The sequence below is a fragment of the Phytobacter massiliensis JC163 genome (genome assembly GCF_000321045.1).
Taxonomy (GTDB): Bacteria; Pseudomonadota; Gammaproteobacteria; order Enterobacterales; family Enterobacteriaceae; genus Phytobacter_A; species Phytobacter_A massiliensis.
The window spans coordinates 763,012-780,340 of record NZ_HE578945.1; the positions used below are offsets into that span (position 1 = coordinate 763,012).

A 17,329-nucleotide genomic window follows, 5' to 3' on the forward strand; every position below is an offset into this window, starting at 1 on the left:
CTTTGCTTTTTTGCCAGTCTCACCACTTTGATGGCAGAAACAGAAAGGTTTCCAGATGCACATACTTTTACTTTAGCCGTGTAAACATTACCTCTGATAAAGCCGGATTGTCAGAGGTCCCTCAAAACGAACAGGGTTGACGGCAATGAAAACACGTAAAATTGGACTGGTTAACTACCTCGCCTACGGTTCAGGCGATTTCCTTGGAGCGGGCACCACTGCGTTGACCGCTGCATGGCTGTTGTACTTCTACACGACTTTCTGCGGTCTGACGCCTATCGAAGCGACATTTATCTTTGCCGCCGCCAGGGTACTGGACGCGGTAGTCAGCCCGCTGATGGGCTTTTTAACGGATAACTTCGGCTCCACCTGGCTTGGTAAACGCTTTGGTCGCCGCAAGTTCTTTATCCTGTTAGGTATCCCCTGCGTATTCAGCTACTCCATTATGTGGGTCGGGGATATGAGCTTCTGGTACTACCTGCTGACCTATCTGCTGTTTGATGTGGTCTATACCATGATCCTGGTGCCGTACGAAACGCTGGTGCCGGAGATGACCGACGACTTCAAACAGAAGACCAAATTTTCCGGGGCGCGTATCTCCATGGCGCAAATGTCCGCGATTCTGGCCTCTTTCCTGCCGGGCATTCTGTTAACCCATTTTGGCAAAGACAACCCCATCTCCTTCTTCTACGCGAGCCTGGTGTTCTCGGTGCTGTGCGCCCTGATGCTCACCTTCGTCTGGTGCTTTACCTGGGAGCGTCCGCGTGAAGACTGGACCGAAGCCGCGCTGCGTGCGGAAGAAGAGAAGAAACACCTGACCCTTGGCCAGAGCCTGAGCCGCCTGTTTGTGGAACTGAGCTCCACGCTGCGTATCAAAATTTTCCGCCAGCATCTGGGCATGTACCTGGGCGGCTATATCGCGCAGGACGTTTTTAACGCGGTCTTTACTTACTATGTGGTCTTCGTCCTGATGCAGGAGGCCTCCGTCGCGTCCAACCTGATGGGCACGATGGCCATCTTCCAGTTTATCGCCGTTATCGCGATGATCCCGCTGTGCATCCGTTTCGGACCCGCGCCCTCCTACCGTATGGTGGTGGTGCTGTTCGGCCTGAGCGCCGCGTCGTTCGCCGTACTCTACTGGGCTGGCCTGAGCGATATCTACGCGCTGCTGCTGCTGGTCTCTGCCGTTGCCGGTCTGGGCCGTGGCGGTATCAACTATGTACCGTGGAACACCTACACCTATATCGCGGATATCGATGAAGTGGTCACCGGCCAGCGCCGTGAAGGGATCTTCGCCGGCATTATGACCCTGACCCGTAAAGCCTCTCAGGCAGGCGCGGTGATGCTGGTAGGCATCATTATGCAGGCCTCCGGTTTTGTCTCCGGGCAGAAAACACAGCTGCCGGAAGTGAGCCACACCATTCTGATGGTGATGTGCTTCGGCACGCTGCTGGTGCTGGCCTGCGGCTTCCTGGTCTCCCTGCGCTTCAAACTGAACCTGAAAACCCACGGCGTACTGCGTGAAGAGACCGCGAAAATGCGTGAAACTGGCCGCGCCATGCCGGAGAGCGTGACGCCGGAAGCGCGCGCCACCGTAGAGATGCTGGCGGGCCTGCCGTACGAATCTCTGTGGGGCAATAACAACATCGGCTATCTGAATCGTAATAAACCTGCCGCGCCGTCTCTGAAAGAGAGCGCGTCACTGAAATCGACTTACAACTGAGGTTAAGAATATGAAGGTTTGGCCTGTCAAACATAGCCCGTTACTTTGCCAGCCAGAGCGTTTTATCGCCCGCGACGAGCTTAAATCATTGATTCAGAAGGTGACTCATAATCTGGTCAATATTCACGACACCACCGGCGAGTTCTTACTGCGGCTTGACGACGGGCGCGTGATTGACACCAAAGGATGGGCAGGCTGGGAATGGACTCACGGCGTGGGCCTGTACGGTATGTACCAGTACTATCGCCAGACCGGCGATGAGACGGTGCGTGACATTATCGATGGCTGGTTCGCCGACCGCTTTGCCGAAGGCGCGACCACCAAAAACGTGAATACCATGGCGCCGTTCCTGACGCTGGCGTATCGCTATGAAGAGACCGGCAACCCGGCTTATCTGCCGTGGCTGGAGAGCTGGGCGGAGTGGGCGATGTATGAAATGCCGCGTACCGAGCACGGCGGCATGCAGCACATTACCCTGGCGGAAGAGAACCATCAGCAGATGTGGGACGACACGCTGATGATGACCGTGTTGCCGCTGGCGAAAATCGGCAAGCTGCTTAAGCGCCCGGAGTATGTGGAGGAGGCGACCTACCAGTTCCTGCTTCACGTGCAGAACCTGATGGACCGGGAAAACCGGACTGTGGTTCCACGGCTGGAGCTACGAAGGTAGCCACAACTTTGCCCACGCCCGCTGGGCGCGTGGCAACAGCTGGCTGACCATCGTGATTCCTGACTTCCTGGAGCTGGTGGACCTGCCGGAAAACAACGCCGTGCGCCGTTATCTGGTGCAGGTGCTGAACGCGCAGATTGCAGCCCTGGCGAAATGCCAGCACGAGAGCGGCCTGTGGCACACGCTGTTAGACGATCCAGACTCGTACCTGGAAGCGTCGGCCACCGCCGGGTTCGCCTACGGCATTCTGAAAGCGGTGCGGAAGCGTTATGTTGACCCGCACTACGCGCAGGTCGCGGAAAACGCGATCCGGGCAGTGGTGAAGAACATCTCGCCGGAAGGGGAACTGCTGCAGGTCTCGTTTGGCACCGGCATGGGCAGCGATCTTGAGTTCTACCGCCAGATCCCGCTCACCTCCATGCCTTACGGCCAGGCAATGGCGATGCTCTGCCTGACCGAGTATCTGCGCAAGTATTTTTAGACCTTGCACCTGTGCACCATAAAAAACCCGGCAATCGCCGGGTTTTTCTTTACTCAAACTGTAGCCCGGATAAGGCGTTACGCCGCATCCGGGAGTCCCGGGTGCGCTGTTCGCTTACCCGGGCTACGCCGTTCCCTATATTCAGGCGTTTGGCTTTACATCTTCTCAACGGTTTCGATACCCAGCGTCTCAAGCCCCTGCTTAAGCGTCTTCGCGGTCAGCAGCGCCAGTTTCAGGCGGCTGTTACGCACTTCGTCGTTTTCCGCGCTGAGGATCGGGCAGTGTTCGTAAAAGCCGGAGAACAGTCCCGCCAGATCGTAGAGGTAAGCACACATGACATGCGGCGTCCCTTCGCGCGCAACCACGTTGAGGGTCTCTTCGAACTGCAACAGGCGCGCGGCCAGCTGCGCTTCACGATCTTCATTAATCACCACTTTCGCGGCGTTCAGGGCGCTCTCTTCAATCCCCGCTTTGCGGAAGACAGAAAGCACGCGGGTGTACGCGTACTGCATATACGGCGCGGTGTTACCTTCAAACGCCAGCATATTGTCCCAGTCGAACACGTAATCGGTGGTGCGGTTTTTCGACAGATCCGCATATTTCACCGCGCCGATACCCACGGCGTTAGCCAGTTTTTCCAGCTCATCGGCAGGCATGTCCGGGTTCTTCTCCGCGACCAGACGGCGGGCGCGCTCCAGCGCTTCATCCAGCAGATCGGCCAGTTTTACCGTGCCTCCGGCGCGGGTTTTGAACGGCTTGCCGTCTTTACCCAGCATCATGCCGAACATATGGTGTTCCAGCGGCACGGACGCCGGCACGTAGCCCGCTTTGCGCACGATAGTCCATGCCTGCATCAGGTGCTGATGCTGACGGGAGTCGATGTAGTAGAGCACGCGGTCGGCATGCAAAGTTTCATAGCGGTATTTTGCGCAGGCGATATCGGTGGTGGTATAGAGGAAGCCGCCATCTTTCTTCTGGATGATGACCCCCATCGGCTCGCCTTCTTTATTTTTGAACTCATCCAGGAACACCACCGTGGCTCCCTCGCTTTCCACCGCCAGACCTTTGGCTTTCAGATCGGCGACGATACCCGGCAGCATCGGGTTATACAGGCTTTCGCCCATTACATCGTTGCGGGTCAGCGTGACGTTCAGACGATCGTAGGTGATCTGGTTCTGGGACATGGTAATGTCCACCAGCTTGCGCCACATCTGCAGGAAGTATTCATCGCCGCCCTGCAGCTTGACGACATAGCTGCGCGCGCGTTCGGCGAAAGCTTCGTCTTCATCGTAGTGCTTTTTAGCGTCGCGATAGAAGCCTTCCAGGTCAGCCAGCGCCATTTCACCGGCGTTCTCCTGCTGCTGCAGCTCAAGCCAGGCAATCAGCATCCCAAACTGGGTGCCCCAGTCGCCGACGTGGTTGGCGCGAATGACGTTATGGCCGAGAAACTCCAGCGTGCGCACCGCCGCGTCGCCGATAATCGTCGAGCGCAGATGGCCTACGTGCATCTCTTTCGCCACGTTCGGCGCGGAATAATCAACAACGATGGTCTGCGGCTGTGGCTGCGCAACGCCCAGGCGTTCCGACTGCAGCGCCTGCTCAACGTGCTGTGCCAGGAACGCCGGATCGAGGAAAATATTAATAAAGCCAGGCCCGGCGATTTCAACTTTGCTGGCAATGCCGTTGAGATCCAGGTGAGTCAAAACCTGCTCGGCCAGCTGTCGCGGCGCCATGCCCAGCTTTTTGGCGATAGCCATCACGCCGTTGGCCTGATAGTCGCCGAACTGAACTTTGGCTGACTGACGGACCTGCGGTTCGCAATCCGCGTTCGCACCTGCGGCAATAAGCGCCTGACTGACTTTTTCTGAGAGGAGAGCCTGAATATTCACCTGGATACCTTACGTTTATGACGCGGCGCGAAAGGGCGGGCCGCGGTGTTATCAACAAAGGCGGGAGTATACTGCAAATGCCCGCAGGCGTCAGCCCTGCAACCGCAGCGGTAATGCCGCAATGCGGGTTGGTTAGCGCGCGGGAAGCAGGTAAATTAACGCCCAGATAAAACCACACGGATAAACCTATGGCTAGCTGGCAACATATTGATGAACTGCAGGACCTGACGGCGGATCTTACCCGCTTTACGGACGATCTTACTCACCTGACAACCCGTCTCGGTCTGGATATCGCGCCGCTGTTTGCCGATCATATCTCGCTGCGCTGCCATCAGAATACAACGGCGGAACGCTGGCGACGCGGCCTTGAGCAGTGCGGCGCGTTGCTTTCCGAGAATATTATCAACGGCAGGCCGATTTGCCTGTTTACCCTGGCCGAGCCGATCCGCGTCGCCCACTGGGCCTTTACGGTTGTTGAGCTGCCGTGGCCGGGTGAAAAGCGCTATCCCCACGAAGGCTGGGAACATATTGAAATCGTGCTGCCGGGGCCGCCGGAGACGCTCAATGCCAGGGCGCTGGCGCTGCTGGCCGACGACGGTCTCAGCCAGCCGGGGATCTCGGTTAAAACCAGCTCGCCGAAAGGGGAGCGGGAGCGTCTGCCGAACCCGACGCTTGCGGTGACCGATGGCAAAGTGACGGTGAAATTTCACCCCTGGTCTATTGAAGAGATTGTCGCCAGCGAACGTTAATGCGCCAGCAAAGGAAAGAAAAATGACGATTCTGGAAATCTGTTGTTATAGCGTCGAGTGCGCGGCGCTCGCCGAGCGCGAGGGCGCCGACCGAATTGAGCTCTGTAGCGCGCCCAAAGAAGGGGGGCTGACCCCCTCTGTCGGCGTACTGCGCGAAGCGCGAAAGCGGATAACGATCCCCGTACATCCTATCGTGCGCCCGCGCGGCGGCGACTTTTGCTACAGCGAGAGTGAGTTCAGCGCCATGCTGGAGGATATCCGTTTCATCCGCGAACTGGGTTTCCCGGGGCTGGTGACCGGCGTGCTGAATGAAGACGGAGGGGTTGATACTGCGCGAATGCGGCAAATTATGCAGGCCGCGCAGGGGATGGCGGTCACTTTTCATCGCGCTTTCGATATGTGCGCAAATCCTGTTGAAGCCTTTGATGTATTAGGAGAATTGGGCGTCGCCCGCATCCTGACATCGGGGCAACAGGCGACGGCGGAAAAAGGAATTTCATTAATTGTGGAACTTAATGCCCGATCCGGTGTTCCAATCATTATGGCGGGTGCTGGCGTTCGCGCCGCCAACCTGGAACACTTTCTCGACGCAGGCGTCAGGGAAGTGCACAGTTCGGCGGGGCAGTATAGCCCATCGCCCATGCGCTATCGCAATACCGGATTATCCATGTCGTCGGATGCCAGTGCGGATGAATACTCCCGCTATGGCGTAGACGGCAAGGCTGTGGCGACGATGAAAGCCCTCATAGTCGGTCGTCCGTAACCGTTTTTTACCGCGCATCATGTCGCCCAATGTGATGCTTGCTCGTACCAGGCCCCTGCATTTCACAGGGGTCTTTTTTTATGCTTTTTTCAGGTGAGAGCGGCGATTACGGCTTTCTGGCAATCAGCACCGCGCGTACCGGCGCGGGGTAGCCTTCGACAGTTTTGCTGCTGTCATCCGGGTCGAGAAAATCGGCCAGCGATTCGGTGGTCATCCAGGCGGTGCGGCGCTGCTCTTGTGTGGTGGTCGGGCAGACGTCGGCGACCCGGACATCCACAAAGCCGCATTTTTCCAGCCAGTTCTTCAGCGCCAGCGCGGAGGGAATAAAATAGACGTTGCGCATCTGCGCGTAACGGTCGCCTGGCACCAGCACGCTCTGGTCGTCGCCCTCTACCACCAGTGTCTCCAGCACCAGCTCACCCTCTTTGACCAGCTGATCTTTAAGCTGCCACAGGTGCTCCAGCGGCGAGCGGCGGTGGTACAGCACCCCCATCGAAAAGACCGTGTCGAAGGCGTTCAGCGCGGGCAGTTGTTCAATACCCAGCGGCAAAAGATGGGCGCGACGATCGTCACCCAGCAGCTTGCGCACCGCTTCAAACTGGCAAAGAAACAGCTGGGTCGGGTCGATGCCCACCGCCAGCTTTGCCCCTGCGCCAACCATCCGCCACAGGTGATAACCGCTGCCGCAGCCGACATCCAGAATAGTGCGCCCGTTTAAGTCTGAGAGATGGGGCAGCACGCGATCCCACTTCCAGTCGGAGCGCCATTCCGTATCGATATCGATGCCATAGAGCGAGAACGGCCCTTTGCGCCAGGGCATCAGATTACGCAGCAGCGTCTCCATGCGCTTAAGCTGACCTTCGCTGAGCGGCTCGTCGCTGCTGGCGCTCACCCCGTTGCGCAGATCGATATGCGCAGGCTTAAGCTCAGGCAGGAAGGTGACGGCGTTGGTCCACTGTTTGAACTGGCCGTGCAGCTGGTCGCGCTGCCAGCTGGCGATTTGCGCGGGCAGCGTCTCCAGCCAGTGGGAGAGGGGGCTGACGGCGATTTGCTGATAGAAACGGTCAAACGCCATCATGCGGATTCACCTGCTTTTAACGCCACCAGCGAGCCGAAATTAAAGCACTGGAACCAGACTTCGCTGTGTTCAAACCCGGCCTGGCGCAGACGGCGTTTGTGGGTTTCAACCGAGTCCGTCAGCATCACGTTTTCCAGCATGCTGCGCTTCTGGCTGATCTCCAGTTCGCTGTAGCCGTTGGCCCGCTTGAAGTCATGGTGCATGTTAAATAACAGCTCGCCGACGCTGGCGTCTTCAAAGCTAAACTTCTCAGAAAGGACAAGCGCGCCGCCAGGGTTAAGGCCCTGGTAGATTTTATCCAGTAACGCCTGGCGCTCCTGCGGTTCGAGGAATTGTAAGGTGAAGTTCAGTACCACCATCGACGCGTTTTCAAGGGTGATATCACGAATATCCCCCTCCACCACCTCAACGGGCGTAGGCGCTTTGTAAGCATCAATATGGCGGCGGCAGCGCTCGACCATGGCCGGGGAGTTGTCCACGGCGATAATTTTACAGCCGCCGTGGTGAATATTACGGCGCACGGAGAGCGTGGCGGCGCCAAGCGAACAGCCCAAATCGTAGATCTGCGTGTCGGGCTGCACGAAGCGCTCCGCCAGCATGCCGATCATAGAGATAATATTGGAGTAACCCGGTACGGAACGCTGGATCATATCCGGGAAGACTTCGGCTACCCGTTCATCGAAGGTCCAGTCGCCCAGGCTGGCGATAGGCGCGGAAAAAAGCGTGTCGCGGTTAGTCATAGTGTAAAGATCCGGGAAAACAAAGTGGCGTATTGTGCGCTAACGAAGGGAGAAAACCAACTCCCACGGCATGTACCAGATGTTGGCGATTGCCATCAAAAGTAGCGCGCACCAGGTGGCGCTCATACCGGAGCGACGCCAGCGAAACAGACGGTGCTGAAAGCCGTAATAGTGCATCAGGCGACCTGCAATCAGCAGGATGCCGCAGACGTGCACCATCCAGGTCAGTGCGCCATTCATTTCCATAAACAATAATAAAATCAATGCAATGGGAATGTACTCCACCGCATTGCCATGAATACGAATTGCGCTTTGCAATTCGCTAAAACCGCCGTCGCCATAGCTAACGCGGTATTGCATACGCAGACGAACAACGTCGAACGAAAATTTAATGAGCAGCAACGCACCCAGCACGGCATACAGCGCGCTAACCATACCAACTCCCTTTAATACATGATGGCTTTACAATGATAGGTAATCCATTCAGAAAAGAGAAGATTGCCGGGGAATGGACGGAGCAGTGCCGAGGGAGGGCAGCGCCTGGCGCAGATCGTCCCACAGCGTATCGACCAGCTCCGGCGCCTGCGCGATATCCGGCGTATGCAGGAACAGCCAGGGCGTCGCGGTGGCTTCCCACTGGGGCAGCTTATCCAGCCAGACATCAAACAGGGCGCGGTTCTGCGCCATATCATTGCTGCCGATAAAGCGCACCATCGGATCGCGCGCCGTTAACAGCGCGTGCACCGGAACTTTCGGTTTCTGCCGCTGGGCCAGGATCACCGCTTCATTGTCGGCAACCGCGCTGTGAACAGGGCGACTGTCGAGGATCACCCGGTTGACGCCGCGCTGATGAAGCCCGCGGTTAAGCTCCCGCTCCGCTTCACCTTTGGCGAAGAATTCCGGGTGGCGAACCTCTACACCATAGGTGAAATCAGCGGGAAGGGCGTCCAGATAGGCCCACAGCGCCGTGAGATCGGCGGGGCCGAAGGCGGCGGGCAGTTGGAGCCAGTACTGCCCGATACGGTCTGCCAGCGGCGACATGCGGGTGAGGAACTCCCCGGTAAGATCGCCGCACTGGCGCAGCGCCGCCTGATGGGTAATGGTGGCCGGAAATTTAAAACAAAAGCGAAAATCGTCGCCGGTCTGCGCGCGCCAGCGCTGGACTATCTCCGCTTTGGGGAGCGCATAGAGCGTGGTATTGCCCTCCACACAGTTAAAGTGGCGGGCATACTCTTCCAGGCTGGTGATACCCAGCCGCACCCATTTCGGGTGCGACCACTGCGGCAGACCGATATAAATCATAGCGCGTCGAGGATCTCATCGGTGGTGCGCACGCGACCAATGCGCGGGAAAATATGCGTCATGCTGCCCTGGTGCTGCTCGGCGGTGGCGGCAGCGCAGGCGTCTTCAACCACCACCAGCTTAAAGCCCAGCTCCCAGGCGTTACGTGCGGTTGACTCGACGCCGATATTGGTGGAAATGCCGCACAGCACAATCGTGTCGATACCGCGACGGCGCAGCTGGAGTTCAAGGTCGGTGCCGTAAAACGCGCCCCACTGGCGTTTGGTCACTTCGATATCGCTCTCTGCTTTGCCGAGGGAAGCGGGGTAGGTCCACCAGTTATCCGGCAGCGCCTGAGCGGGGGCCTGCGCATCCACCGGCTGCTTGAGCGCTTCGGCATAATCCGCTGACCAGCCCACGCGCACCATGATCACCGGCGCGCCTTTAGCACGGAACGCCTGCGCCAGTTTCGCGGCGCGGTCAACCACCGTTTGCGCGCTGTAAGGGCCGCCCGCAAAAGGCAGGATGCCTTCCTGAAGGTCGATAACCACCAGCGCGGTGTTTGCAGTTTGTAGTTCCAGCATAATAACTCCTGAAAAATAGATAAAATCCCGCTTACCTTACGCGTTATAACTGCCCCTGCGGTTTACAAATTTTGTTAGTTTTTGTGAGAATACGCACTAAGCGGGCAGCAAACGCTGCGTGCTGGCGGCGGCGGGCTTATCGCGGGCCATTATTTCCAGTATAATAGCCGCCTTTTTTCATCCAGTTGTGACATTCAGCTAAAGCTGTGACTGGTCGCCTGCGTGGCGGGCAACAATCAGCCTGCGGCTAAGTTAAGGGATATCTCATGCGTACAGAATATTGCGGACAGCTGCGTAAGACCCACGTTGGGCAGCAGGTGACGCTGTGTGGTTGGGTCAATCGTCGTCGTGACCTCGGCAGCCTTATTTTTATTGATATGCGTGACCGCGAAGGCATCGTTCAGGTCTTCTTCGATCCGGATGCCGAGTCGTTCAAGCAGGCTTCCGAATTGCGTAATGAGTTCTGTATCCAGATTACCGGCACCGTGCGTGCGCGCGACGACAAAAACGTCAACAGCGACATGGCTACCGGCGAAGTGGAAGTGTTCGCGACCCAGCTGACCATCATCAACCGCTCTGAGCCGCTGCCGCTGGACTCCAACCAGGTCAACACCGAAGAAGCGCGTCTGAAATACCGCTACCTGGATCTGCGCCGCCCGGAAATGGCGCAGCGCCTGAAAACCCGCGCGAAAATCACCAGCTTCGTGCGCCGCTTTATGGACGATCACGGCTTCCTTGATATCGAAACCCCGATGCTGACCAAAGCCACCCCGGAAGGGGCGCGCGACTACCTGGTGCCTTCCCGGGTACATAAAGGCAAGTTCTACGCGCTGCCGCAGTCTCCACAGCTCTTTAAACAGCTGCTGATGATGTCCGGCTTTGACCGCTATTATCAAATCGTTAAATGTTTCCGCGATGAAGACCTGCGCGCCGACCGTCAGCCGGAATTCACCCAGATCGATGTGGAAACCTCCTTTATGACCGCGCCGCAGGTGCGTGAAGTCATGGAAAAACTGATCCGCAATCTGTGGCTGGATGTGAAGGGCGTGGATCTGGGCGACTTCCCAATCATGACCTTTGCCGAAGCGGAACGTCGCTACGGCTCCGACAAACCGGATCTGCGTAACCCGATGGAGCTGGTGGATGTCGCCGACCTGCTTACCGGCGTCGAGTTCGCGGTATTCGCGGGCCCGGCCAACGATCCGAAAGGCCGTGTCGCGGCGCTGCGCGTTCCGGGCGGCGCATCGTTAAGCCGCAAACAGATCGACGACTACGGCAACTTCGTTAAGATTTACGGCGCGAAAGGGCTGGCGTACATCAAAGTCACCGAGCGTGCGAAAGGGCTGGAGGGTATCAACAGCCCGGTAGCGAAATTCCTGAACGCGGAAATTGTGGAGGCTATTCTTGCCCGCACCGGCGCGCAGGACGGAGATATGATTTTCTTCGGCGCCGATAATAAAAAAGTGGTTGCCGACGCCCTCGGCGCGCTGCGCCTCAAGCTGGGTAAAGATCTTAATCTCACCGACGAAGCCAAATGGGCGCCGCTGTGGGTTATCGACTTCCCGATGTTTGAAGACGACGGCGAAGGCGGCCTGACCGCCATGCACCACCCGTTCACCTCGCCGAAAGATATGACCGCCGCCGAGCTGAAAGCGGCGCCGGAAGAGGCCGTCGCCAACGCTTACGATATGGTTATCAACGGCTATGAAGTGGGCGGTGGTTCCGTGCGTATTCACAGCGGCGAAATGCAGCAGACGGTCTTTGGCATTCTGGGCATTAACGAGCAGGAGCAGCGCGAGAAATTCGGCTTCCTGCTGGACGCGCTGAAATACGGCACCCCGCCGCATGCGGGCCTGGCCTTCGGTCTGGATCGTCTGACCATGCTGCTGACCGGCACCGATAATATTCGTGACGTTATCGCCTTCCCGAAAACCACCGCCGCGGCCTGCCTGATGACCGAAGCGCCAAGCTTCGCCAACCCGGCAGCGCTGAGCGAGCTGGGCATCGAGGTGGTGAAAAAGGAAGAGAAAAACTGATATGGCATTCAAACAGCCTGTCTCGGTGCTGGTGGTCATTTATGCAAAAGACACCGGGAGAGTGCTGATGCTGCAGCGGCGCGACGATCCTGACTTCTGGCAGTCGGTTACCGGCAGCCTGGAGGCGGGAGAAACCGCGCCGCAAGCCGCCATGCGCGAAGTAAAGGAAGAGGTCGCAATCGATGTTGCCCGCGAGCAACTGTCCTTGCTGGACTGTCAGCGCACGGTGGAATTTGAAATTTTTAGTCATTTACGTCATCGCTATGCGCCGGGTATCGAGCGCAACACGGAATCCTGGTTCTGTCTTGCATTGCCCCATGAACGGCCAATTGTTTTTACCGAACATCTGGCTTACCAGTGGCTTGATGCGCCCGCTGCGGCGGCGCTCACCAAGTCATGGAGCAACCGGCAGGCGATTGAAGAATTTGTAATTAACGCGGCCTGAAAGGGCGCGCTTTTTTGGAGAGTTTTTTATGGCAGGTCATAGTAAATGGGCCAACACCAAACACCGCAAAGCGGCACAGGATGCCAAGCGCGGTAAGATCTTCACAAAAATCATTCGCGAGCTGGTAACGGCAGCGCGTCTGGGCGGCGGCGATGCTGCTTCCAACCCGCGTCTGCGTGCGGCGATCGACAAAGCGCTGTCCAACAACATGACGCGCGACACCCTGAACCGCGCTATCGCGCGCGGCGTTGGCGGCGATGATGACGCCAACATGGAAACCATCATTTATGAAGGTTACGGTCCTGGCGGCACAGCGGTCATGGTCGAGTGCCTGTCCGACAACCGTAACCGCACCGTAGCCGAAGTGCGTCACGCATTCAGCAAGTGCGGCGGCAACCTCGGCACCGACGGTTCCGTTGCCTATCTGTTCAGCAAAAAAGGGGTGATTTCCTTTGAGCAGGGCGATGAAGACACCATCATGGAAGCGGCGCTGGAAGCGGGCGCAGAAGACGTGGTGACCTATGACGACGGCGCTATTGACGTTTACACCGCATGGGAAGAGATGGGCGCCGTGCGCGACGCGCTGGAAGCCGCGGGTCTGAAAGCCGACAACGCCGAAGTCTCTATGATTCCGTCCACCAAAGCGGACATGGACGCGGAAACCGCGCCGAAACTGCTGCGCCTGATCGATATGCTGGAAGACTGCGACGACGTGCAGGAAGTTTACCATAACGGCGAGATCTCTGATGAGGTCGCCGCAACGCTCTGATGTTGTCGATCGTTAAACCACCAACCGGAGGCGTGTGATGGCCATTATTCTCGGTATCGACCCGGGGTCGCGCGTCACCGGTTACGGCGTCATCCGTCAGGTTGGACGCCAGCTCTCCTATCTTGGCAGCGGCTGTATCCGCACCAAAGTGGACGATTTGCCCTCGCGCCTGAAATTGATTTATGCAGGCGTGATGGAAATCATCACGCAGTTCCAGCCGGACTATTTCGCTATTGAGCAGGTCTTTATGGCGAAAAACGCCGACTCGGCGCTTAAGCTGGGGCAGGCGCGGGGCGTAGCGATTGTCGCTGCGGTTAACTGCGAACTGCCGGTGTTTGAATACGCCGCCCGTCAGGTTAAGCAGACGGTGGTAGGCACGGGGGGCGCAGAGAAGAGCCAGGTTCAGCACATGGTTCGTACCTTGCTGAAGCTTCCGGCGAACCCGCAGGCCGACGCCGCCGACGCGCTGGCTATCGCGATTACGCACTGCCATGTCAGCCAGAACGCCGTGCAGATGAGCGAATCCCGGCTTAACCTTGCGCGTGGCCGGTTACGATAATCACAAATCAGGCTGGATGTTTATCCAGCCTTTTTTTATGATAGCGCATTATTCTTTTCGCCTTAACGCAGGAGCGTATCGTGATTGGCAGACTCAGAGGCATCATTCTCGAAAAACAGCCCCCTTTGGTTCTTATGGAAGTCGGAGGCGTGGGCTACGAAGTACATATGCCGATGACCTGTTTCTATGAGCTGCCGGAGGCGGGGAAAGAGGCCATCGTCTTTACCCACCTTGTTGTGCGCGAAGATGCGCACCTGCTGTATGGCTTCAACAATAAGCAAGAACGCACCCTGTTTCGCGAGCTGATCAAAACCAACGGCGTGGGGCCAAAACTGGCGCTGGCTATCCTTTCTGGCATGTCGGCCCAGCAGTTCGTTAACGCGGTTGAGCGTGAAGAGCCCGCGGCGCTGGTAAAACTGCCGGGCATCGGTAAAAAAACGGCAGAACGCCTGATTGTGGAGATGAAAGACCGTTTCAAAGGCCTGCACGGGGATCTCTTTACCCCGGCGGCGGACCTGGTGCTCACCTCGCCGGGCGGCCCTGCGGTGGACGATGCCGAACAGGAAGCGGTTGCCGCGCTGGTGGCGTTGGGCTATAAACCACAGGAAGCCAGCCGGATGGTCAGTAAAATCGCCAGACCGGACGCCAACAGTGAAACTCTGATCCGTGAAGCGCTTCGCGCCGCGTTGTGAGGTAAAGGATGATTGAAGCAGACCGTCTGGTCTCCGCCGACAGTGTGAATGCCGAAGAGATTGCCGATCGCGCGATACGCCCGAAGCTGCTGGCAGAGTATATCGGCCAGCCGCAGGTGCGCTCGCAAATGGAAATTTTCATTCAGGCGGCAAAGCTGCGCGGCGACGCGCTCGATCACCTGCTGATTTTCGGCCCGCCGGGGCTGGGCAAAACCACCCTTGCCAATATTGTCGCCAATGAAATGGGCGTCAATCTGCGCACCACTTCCGGCCCGGTGCTGGAAAAAGCGGGCGATCTGGCAGCCATGCTGACTAACCTCGAACCCCATGATGTGCTTTTCATTGACGAGATCCATCGCCTGTCGCCAGTCGTGGAAGAGGTGCTCTACCCGGCAATGGAAGATTACCAGCTCGATATTATGATTGGCGACGGCCCTGCGGCCCGCTCCATCAAAATCGACCTGCCGCCCTTTACCCTGATTGGCGCAACGACCCGCGCCGGTTCACTGACCTCTCCTTTGCGCGACCGCTTCGGTATTGTCCAGCGCCTTGAGTTTTATCAGGTTGCCGATTTGCAGCATATCGTCGGGCGCAGCGCGCGCTATATGGGGCTGGATATGAGCGAGGAGGGGGCGCTGGAGGTGGCGAAACGCTCGCGGGGCACGCCGCGTATCGCGAACCGGCTGCTCAGGCGCGTCCGTGATTTTGCCGAAGTGAAACACGATGGCGCAATTACCCTGGACGTGGCGGCGCAGGCGCTGGACATGCTTAACGTTGATGCGCAGGGGTTCGATTATATGGACCGCAAGCTGCTGCTGGCGGTGATTGATAAATTCTTCGGCGGTCCGGTAGGGCTGGATAACCTTGCCGCCGCGATTGGCGAAGAGCGGGAAACGATCGAAGATGTGCTGGAGCCGTTTCTCATCCAGCAGGGTTTTCTGCAGCGTACCCCGCGCGGGCGCATGGCGACGGTCAGGGCGTGGAACCATTTTGGCATCACGCCCCCCGAGATGCCGTAACGGCTAATAGTCGTTGTCGATATCCTGCATGGCCGACCGGGAGACCAGCACGGCCAGCAGGAGAAGTAATGTAAAGGTGCCAGATACCATCATGAGTAGCATCTTCTGCCCCTCCCGTCTGGTTAGCCCGTCCATACTTTTTTACCGTCCTTATCAGAACTGTAGCTGTCGCTGGCGGGCCGGTGTGTGACGTATAAGAAGAAGTGAGCAAAAGATCACAGGGCTGAAATATTTTACGAGTAAGCTATTTCGCCCCGCTTAATTTGGGCTAATAACCGGGTCAGCATCGCTGGCCCGGCGTCGCATCAGGAGGGGCTTTTTTTCACCATGCTGAGGATAAACAGCAGCGCGGCGCAAAGCACCACAGACGGCCCGGCAGGGGTGTCGTAGAACGCGGAGAAGGTCAGGCCGCCGGTCACGGCTATCATCCCCGCGCCGACGGCGATTCCCGCCATCTGCTCCGGCGTCCGGGCAAACCGGCGCGCGGTGGCGGCAGGAATGATCAGCAGGGAGGTGATAATCAGCGCGCCGACGAACTTCATCGCCACGCCAATGGTCAGGGCGGTGACCAGCATCAGCAGCAGCTTAACCCGCTGCAGCTTCACGCCATCCACAAAGGCCAGCTCGGGGCTTACGGTCATTGAGAGCAGGTTGCGCCACTGCCAGCAGAGGATAGCGATCACCACCACTACCCCAAAGGCAATTGCAATAAGGTCCTGCGGCGTCACCGCCAGCAGGTCGCCAAACAGATAGGCCATCAGGTCGACGCGGATATTCGACATCAGGCTGACCACCACCATCCCAAGCGACAGGGCACTATGGGCCATAATGCCCAGCAGGGTATCAATGGCCAGGTGCGGGCGCTTTTCCAGCCACACAAGACCGGCGGCCAGCAGTAGCGTGACGGCGATAACCGCATAGAAGGGATTGACATCCAGCAGCAGACCGAATGCCACACCCAGCAGCGAGGCGTGCGCCAGGGTATCGCCGAAGTAGGACATCCGTCGCCAGACAACAAAAGAGCCAAGCGGACCTGCGGCGCAGGCCAGCATCATCCCGGCGAGCCAGCCGGGCAGAAGTAATTCAATCATCCGCGATCGTTTCCCTGACGTAATACAATGCGCCCCTGCAAATCATGACGATGATTATGCCGGTGGCGATAAATACCCAGCTGTTGCGCGCCGCGCGGGCCGAACATCGAGATAAACTCAGGGTGCATAGAGACCACTTCCGGCGCGCCGGAGCAGCAAATATGGTGATTCAGGCACAGCACTTCATCCGTTTTCGCCATCACCAGATGCAGGTCGTGCGAAACCATCAGCACCGCGCAATCAAGCTCGCTGCGCAGCCGATCGATCAGGTCATACAGCGCCACCTGGCCATTAACGTCTACCCCCTGCGTCGGCTCATCAAGCACCAGCAGCTGCGGGCGGTTGAGCAGGGCGCGGGCCAGCAAAACCCGCTGCGTTTCGCCGCCGGACAGTTTTTGCATGGGCGCGTCGATAAGGTGCGCGGCGTTTACCCGCTTAAGCGCGGGCAGAATATCCGCTTTGCGGCTACCCGGACGCAAACGTAAAAAACGGTCTACCGTCAGCGGCAGCGTGGCATCAAGATGGAGCTTTTGCGGTACATAACCGATGCGCAGCGCCTTAACTCGCTTGATCGTCCCGCTATCGGGTGCTACCAGCCCCAGCACAACGCGTACAAGGGTGGATTTACCCGCGCCGTTGGGGCCGAGTAATGTGAGAATTTTTCCCGGCTGCAAATTCAGTGAAATGTCAGACAGGACGCGTCTTTGGCCGAAACTGACCGCGACGTTTTCCAGCGTTACCAGATTAGTCATATCATTTA

The 17,329-nt window shown here is 57.9% G+C and carries 17 protein-coding genes and 1 pseudogene; 10 read left to right on the forward strand and 8 right to left on the reverse strand.

What is annotated here, in order from left to right; translation table 11 throughout:
- Positions 1–145 precede the first annotated feature (145 nt).
- Both ENTHG_RS03870 and bglB read left to right on the forward strand, forming a co-directional pair.
- Positions 146–1,723 (forward strand): MFS transporter, encoded by a 1,578-nt coding sequence (locus tag ENTHG_RS03870; RefSeq protein WP_044173648.1) that lies wholly within the window; start codon positions 146–148, stop codon positions 1,721–1,723.
- 10 nt (positions 1,724–1,733) lie between these two features.
- Positions 1,734–2,874, forward strand: a pseudogene (gene bglB / locus ENTHG_RS03875) (beta-galactosidase BglB).
- Between the two features lie 155 nt (positions 2,875–3,029).
- On the opposite strand, the gene argS reads toward bglB, so the two are convergent.
- A complete protein-coding gene (gene argS / locus ENTHG_RS03880) occupies positions 3,030–4,763 on the reverse strand; it encodes an arginine--tRNA ligase (protein WP_044173650.1) in 1,734 nt (577 codons plus the stop codon).
- 188 nt (positions 4,764–4,951) lie between these two features.
- Here argS and ENTHG_RS03885 point away from each other — a divergent pair, with 188 nt between their 5' ends.
- Both ENTHG_RS03885 and cutC read left to right on the forward strand, forming a co-directional pair.
- Entirely contained in the window at positions 4,952–5,512 is a 561-nt protein-coding gene (locus tag ENTHG_RS03885; protein ID WP_044173656.1) for a VOC family protein, read from the forward strand.
- Between the two features lie 22 nt (positions 5,513–5,534).
- Complete coding sequence (gene cutC / locus ENTHG_RS03890) at positions 5,535–6,275, forward strand: copper homeostasis protein CutC (RefSeq protein WP_044173658.1); 741 nt, start codon at positions 5,535–5,537, stop codon at positions 6,273–6,275.
- 106 nt (positions 6,276–6,381) lie between these two features.
- On the opposite strand, the gene cmoB is transcribed toward cutC, so the two are convergent.
- From cmoB to ENTHG_RS03915, 5 genes are read right to left on the reverse strand one after another with little or no spacing between them, the layout of a single operon-like run.
- On the reverse strand, positions 6,382–7,353 hold the full coding sequence (gene cmoB / locus ENTHG_RS03895; protein ID WP_044173660.1) for a tRNA 5-methoxyuridine(34)/uridine 5-oxyacetic acid(34) synthase CmoB: 972 nt from the start codon (positions 7,351–7,353) through the stop codon (positions 6,382–6,384).
- Complete coding sequence (gene cmoA, locus ENTHG_RS03900; protein WP_044173662.1) at positions 7,350–8,093, reverse strand: carboxy-S-adenosyl-L-methionine synthase CmoA; 744 nt, start codon at positions 8,091–8,093, stop codon at positions 7,350–7,352. The genes cmoB and cmoA overlap by 4 nt, the downstream gene beginning before the upstream one ends.
- Before the next feature lie 39 nt (positions 8,094–8,132).
- Entirely contained in the window at positions 8,133–8,528 is a 396-nt protein-coding gene (locus tag ENTHG_RS03905; protein ID WP_044173664.1) for an MAPEG family protein, read from the reverse strand.
- 48 nt (positions 8,529–8,576) lie between these two features.
- Positions 8,577–9,395: a DUF72 domain-containing protein gene (locus tag ENTHG_RS03910; protein ID WP_044173667.1), complete on the reverse strand. Its 819-nt coding sequence runs from the start codon at positions 9,393–9,395 to the stop codon at positions 8,577–8,579.
- Entirely contained in the window at positions 9,392–9,958 is a 567-nt protein-coding gene (locus ENTHG_RS03915; RefSeq protein WP_044173670.1) for a hydrolase, read from the reverse strand. The genes ENTHG_RS03910 and ENTHG_RS03915 overlap by 4 nt, the downstream gene beginning before the upstream one ends.
- 266 nt (positions 9,959–10,224) lie before the next feature.
- Between ENTHG_RS03915 and aspS the strand changes: the two genes are divergently transcribed.
- The 6 genes from aspS (at position 10,225) to ruvB (ending at position 15,478) form a co-directional block, all read left to right on the forward strand.
- Positions 10,225–11,994 carry an aspartate--tRNA ligase gene (gene aspS, locus ENTHG_RS03920; protein WP_044173672.1) on the forward strand — a complete coding sequence of 590 codons (1,770 nt, stop codon included), beginning with the start codon at positions 10,225–10,227 and terminating at the stop codon, positions 11,992–11,994.
- 1 nt (position 11,995) lies between these two features.
- Positions 11,996–12,439, forward strand: coding sequence for a dihydroneopterin triphosphate diphosphatase (nudB, locus tag ENTHG_RS03925; protein WP_044173674.1), 444 nt, complete (start codon positions 11,996–11,998; stop codon positions 12,437–12,439).
- A 28-nt stretch (positions 12,440–12,467) separates the two neighbouring features.
- Positions 12,468–13,208, forward strand: a complete 741-nt coding sequence (locus ENTHG_RS03930; protein ID WP_044173677.1) for a YebC/PmpR family DNA-binding transcriptional regulator — start codon at positions 12,468–12,470, stop codon at positions 13,206–13,208.
- A 37-nt stretch (positions 13,209–13,245) separates the two neighbouring features.
- The gene (gene ruvC, locus ENTHG_RS03935) at positions 13,246–13,767 is read left to right on the forward strand and encodes a crossover junction endodeoxyribonuclease RuvC (protein WP_044173679.1); all 522 of its coding nucleotides are present in this window, start codon (positions 13,246–13,248) and stop codon (positions 13,765–13,767) included.
- An 80-nt stretch (positions 13,768–13,847) separates the two neighbouring features.
- Positions 13,848–14,459 carry a Holliday junction branch migration protein RuvA gene (gene ruvA, locus ENTHG_RS03940; protein WP_044173681.1) on the forward strand — a complete coding sequence of 204 codons (612 nt, stop codon included), beginning with the start codon at positions 13,848–13,850 and terminating at the stop codon, positions 14,457–14,459.
- An 8-nt stretch (positions 14,460–14,467) separates the two neighbouring features.
- On the forward strand, positions 14,468–15,478 hold the full coding sequence (ruvB, locus tag ENTHG_RS03945) for a Holliday junction branch migration DNA helicase RuvB (protein WP_044173683.1): 1,011 nt from the start codon (positions 14,468–14,470) through the stop codon (positions 15,476–15,478).
- 305 nt (positions 15,479–15,783) lie between these two features.
- Here the strand turns inward: ruvB and znuB are convergent, their stop codons facing one another.
- Positions 15,784–16,569 carry a zinc ABC transporter permease subunit ZnuB gene (gene znuB, locus ENTHG_RS03950; RefSeq protein ID WP_044173687.1) on the reverse strand — a complete coding sequence of 262 codons (786 nt, stop codon included), beginning with the start codon at positions 16,567–16,569 and terminating at the stop codon, positions 15,784–15,786.
- Positions 16,566–17,321: a zinc ABC transporter ATP-binding protein ZnuC gene (gene znuC, locus ENTHG_RS03955; protein WP_044173689.1), complete on the reverse strand. Its 756-nt coding sequence runs from the start codon at positions 17,319–17,321 to the stop codon at positions 16,566–16,568. Before znuC ends, znuB begins: the two co-directional genes overlap by 4 nt.
- Positions 17,322–17,329: the final 8 nt, after the last annotated feature.

What these genes read in the sequence shown, in the direction of transcription:
- ENTHG_RS03870 (WP_044173648.1), top strand. Translation starts at nt 146, where the DNA reads ATGAAAACACGTAAAATTGGACTGGTTAACTACCTCGCCTACGGTTCA.
- ENTHG_RS03885 (WP_044173656.1), top strand. Translation starts at nt 4,952, where the DNA reads ATGGCTAGCTGGCAACATATTGATGAACTGCAGGACCTGACGGCGGAT.
- cutC (WP_044173658.1), top strand. Translation starts at nt 5,535, where the DNA reads ATGACGATTCTGGAAATCTGTTGTTATAGCGTCGAGTGCGCGGCGCTC.
- cmoB (WP_044173660.1), bottom strand. Translation starts at nt 7,353, where the DNA reads ATGATGGCGTTTGACCGTTTCTATCAGCAAATCGCCGTCAGCCCCCTC.
- cmoA (WP_044173662.1), bottom strand. Translation starts at nt 8,093, where the DNA reads ATGACTAACCGCGACACGCTTTTTTCCGCGCCTATCGCCAGCCTGGGC.
- ENTHG_RS03905 (WP_044173664.1), bottom strand. Translation starts at nt 8,528, where the DNA reads ATGGTTAGCGCGCTGTATGCCGTGCTGGGTGCGTTGCTGCTCATTAAA.
- ENTHG_RS03910 (WP_044173667.1), bottom strand. Translation starts at nt 9,395, where the DNA reads ATGATTTATATCGGTCTGCCGCAGTGGTCGCACCCGAAATGGGTGCGG.
- ENTHG_RS03915 (WP_044173670.1), bottom strand. Translation starts at nt 9,958, where the DNA reads ATGCTGGAACTACAAACTGCAAACACCGCGCTGGTGGTTATCGACCTT.
- aspS (WP_044173672.1), top strand. Translation starts at nt 10,225, where the DNA reads ATGCGTACAGAATATTGCGGACAGCTGCGTAAGACCCACGTTGGGCAG.
- nudB (WP_044173674.1), top strand. Translation starts at nt 11,996, where the DNA reads ATGGCATTCAAACAGCCTGTCTCGGTGCTGGTGGTCATTTATGCAAAA.
- ENTHG_RS03930 (WP_044173677.1), top strand. Translation starts at nt 12,468, where the DNA reads ATGGCAGGTCATAGTAAATGGGCCAACACCAAACACCGCAAAGCGGCA.
- ruvC (WP_044173679.1), top strand. Translation starts at nt 13,246, where the DNA reads ATGGCCATTATTCTCGGTATCGACCCGGGGTCGCGCGTCACCGGTTAC.
- ruvB (WP_044173683.1), top strand. Translation starts at nt 14,468, where the DNA reads ATGATTGAAGCAGACCGTCTGGTCTCCGCCGACAGTGTGAATGCCGAA.
- znuB (WP_044173687.1), bottom strand. Translation starts at nt 16,569, where the DNA reads ATGATTGAATTACTTCTGCCCGGCTGGCTCGCCGGGATGATGCTGGCC.
- znuC (WP_044173689.1), bottom strand. Translation starts at nt 17,321, where the DNA reads ATGACTAATCTGGTAACGCTGGAAAACGTCGCGGTCAGTTTCGGCCAA.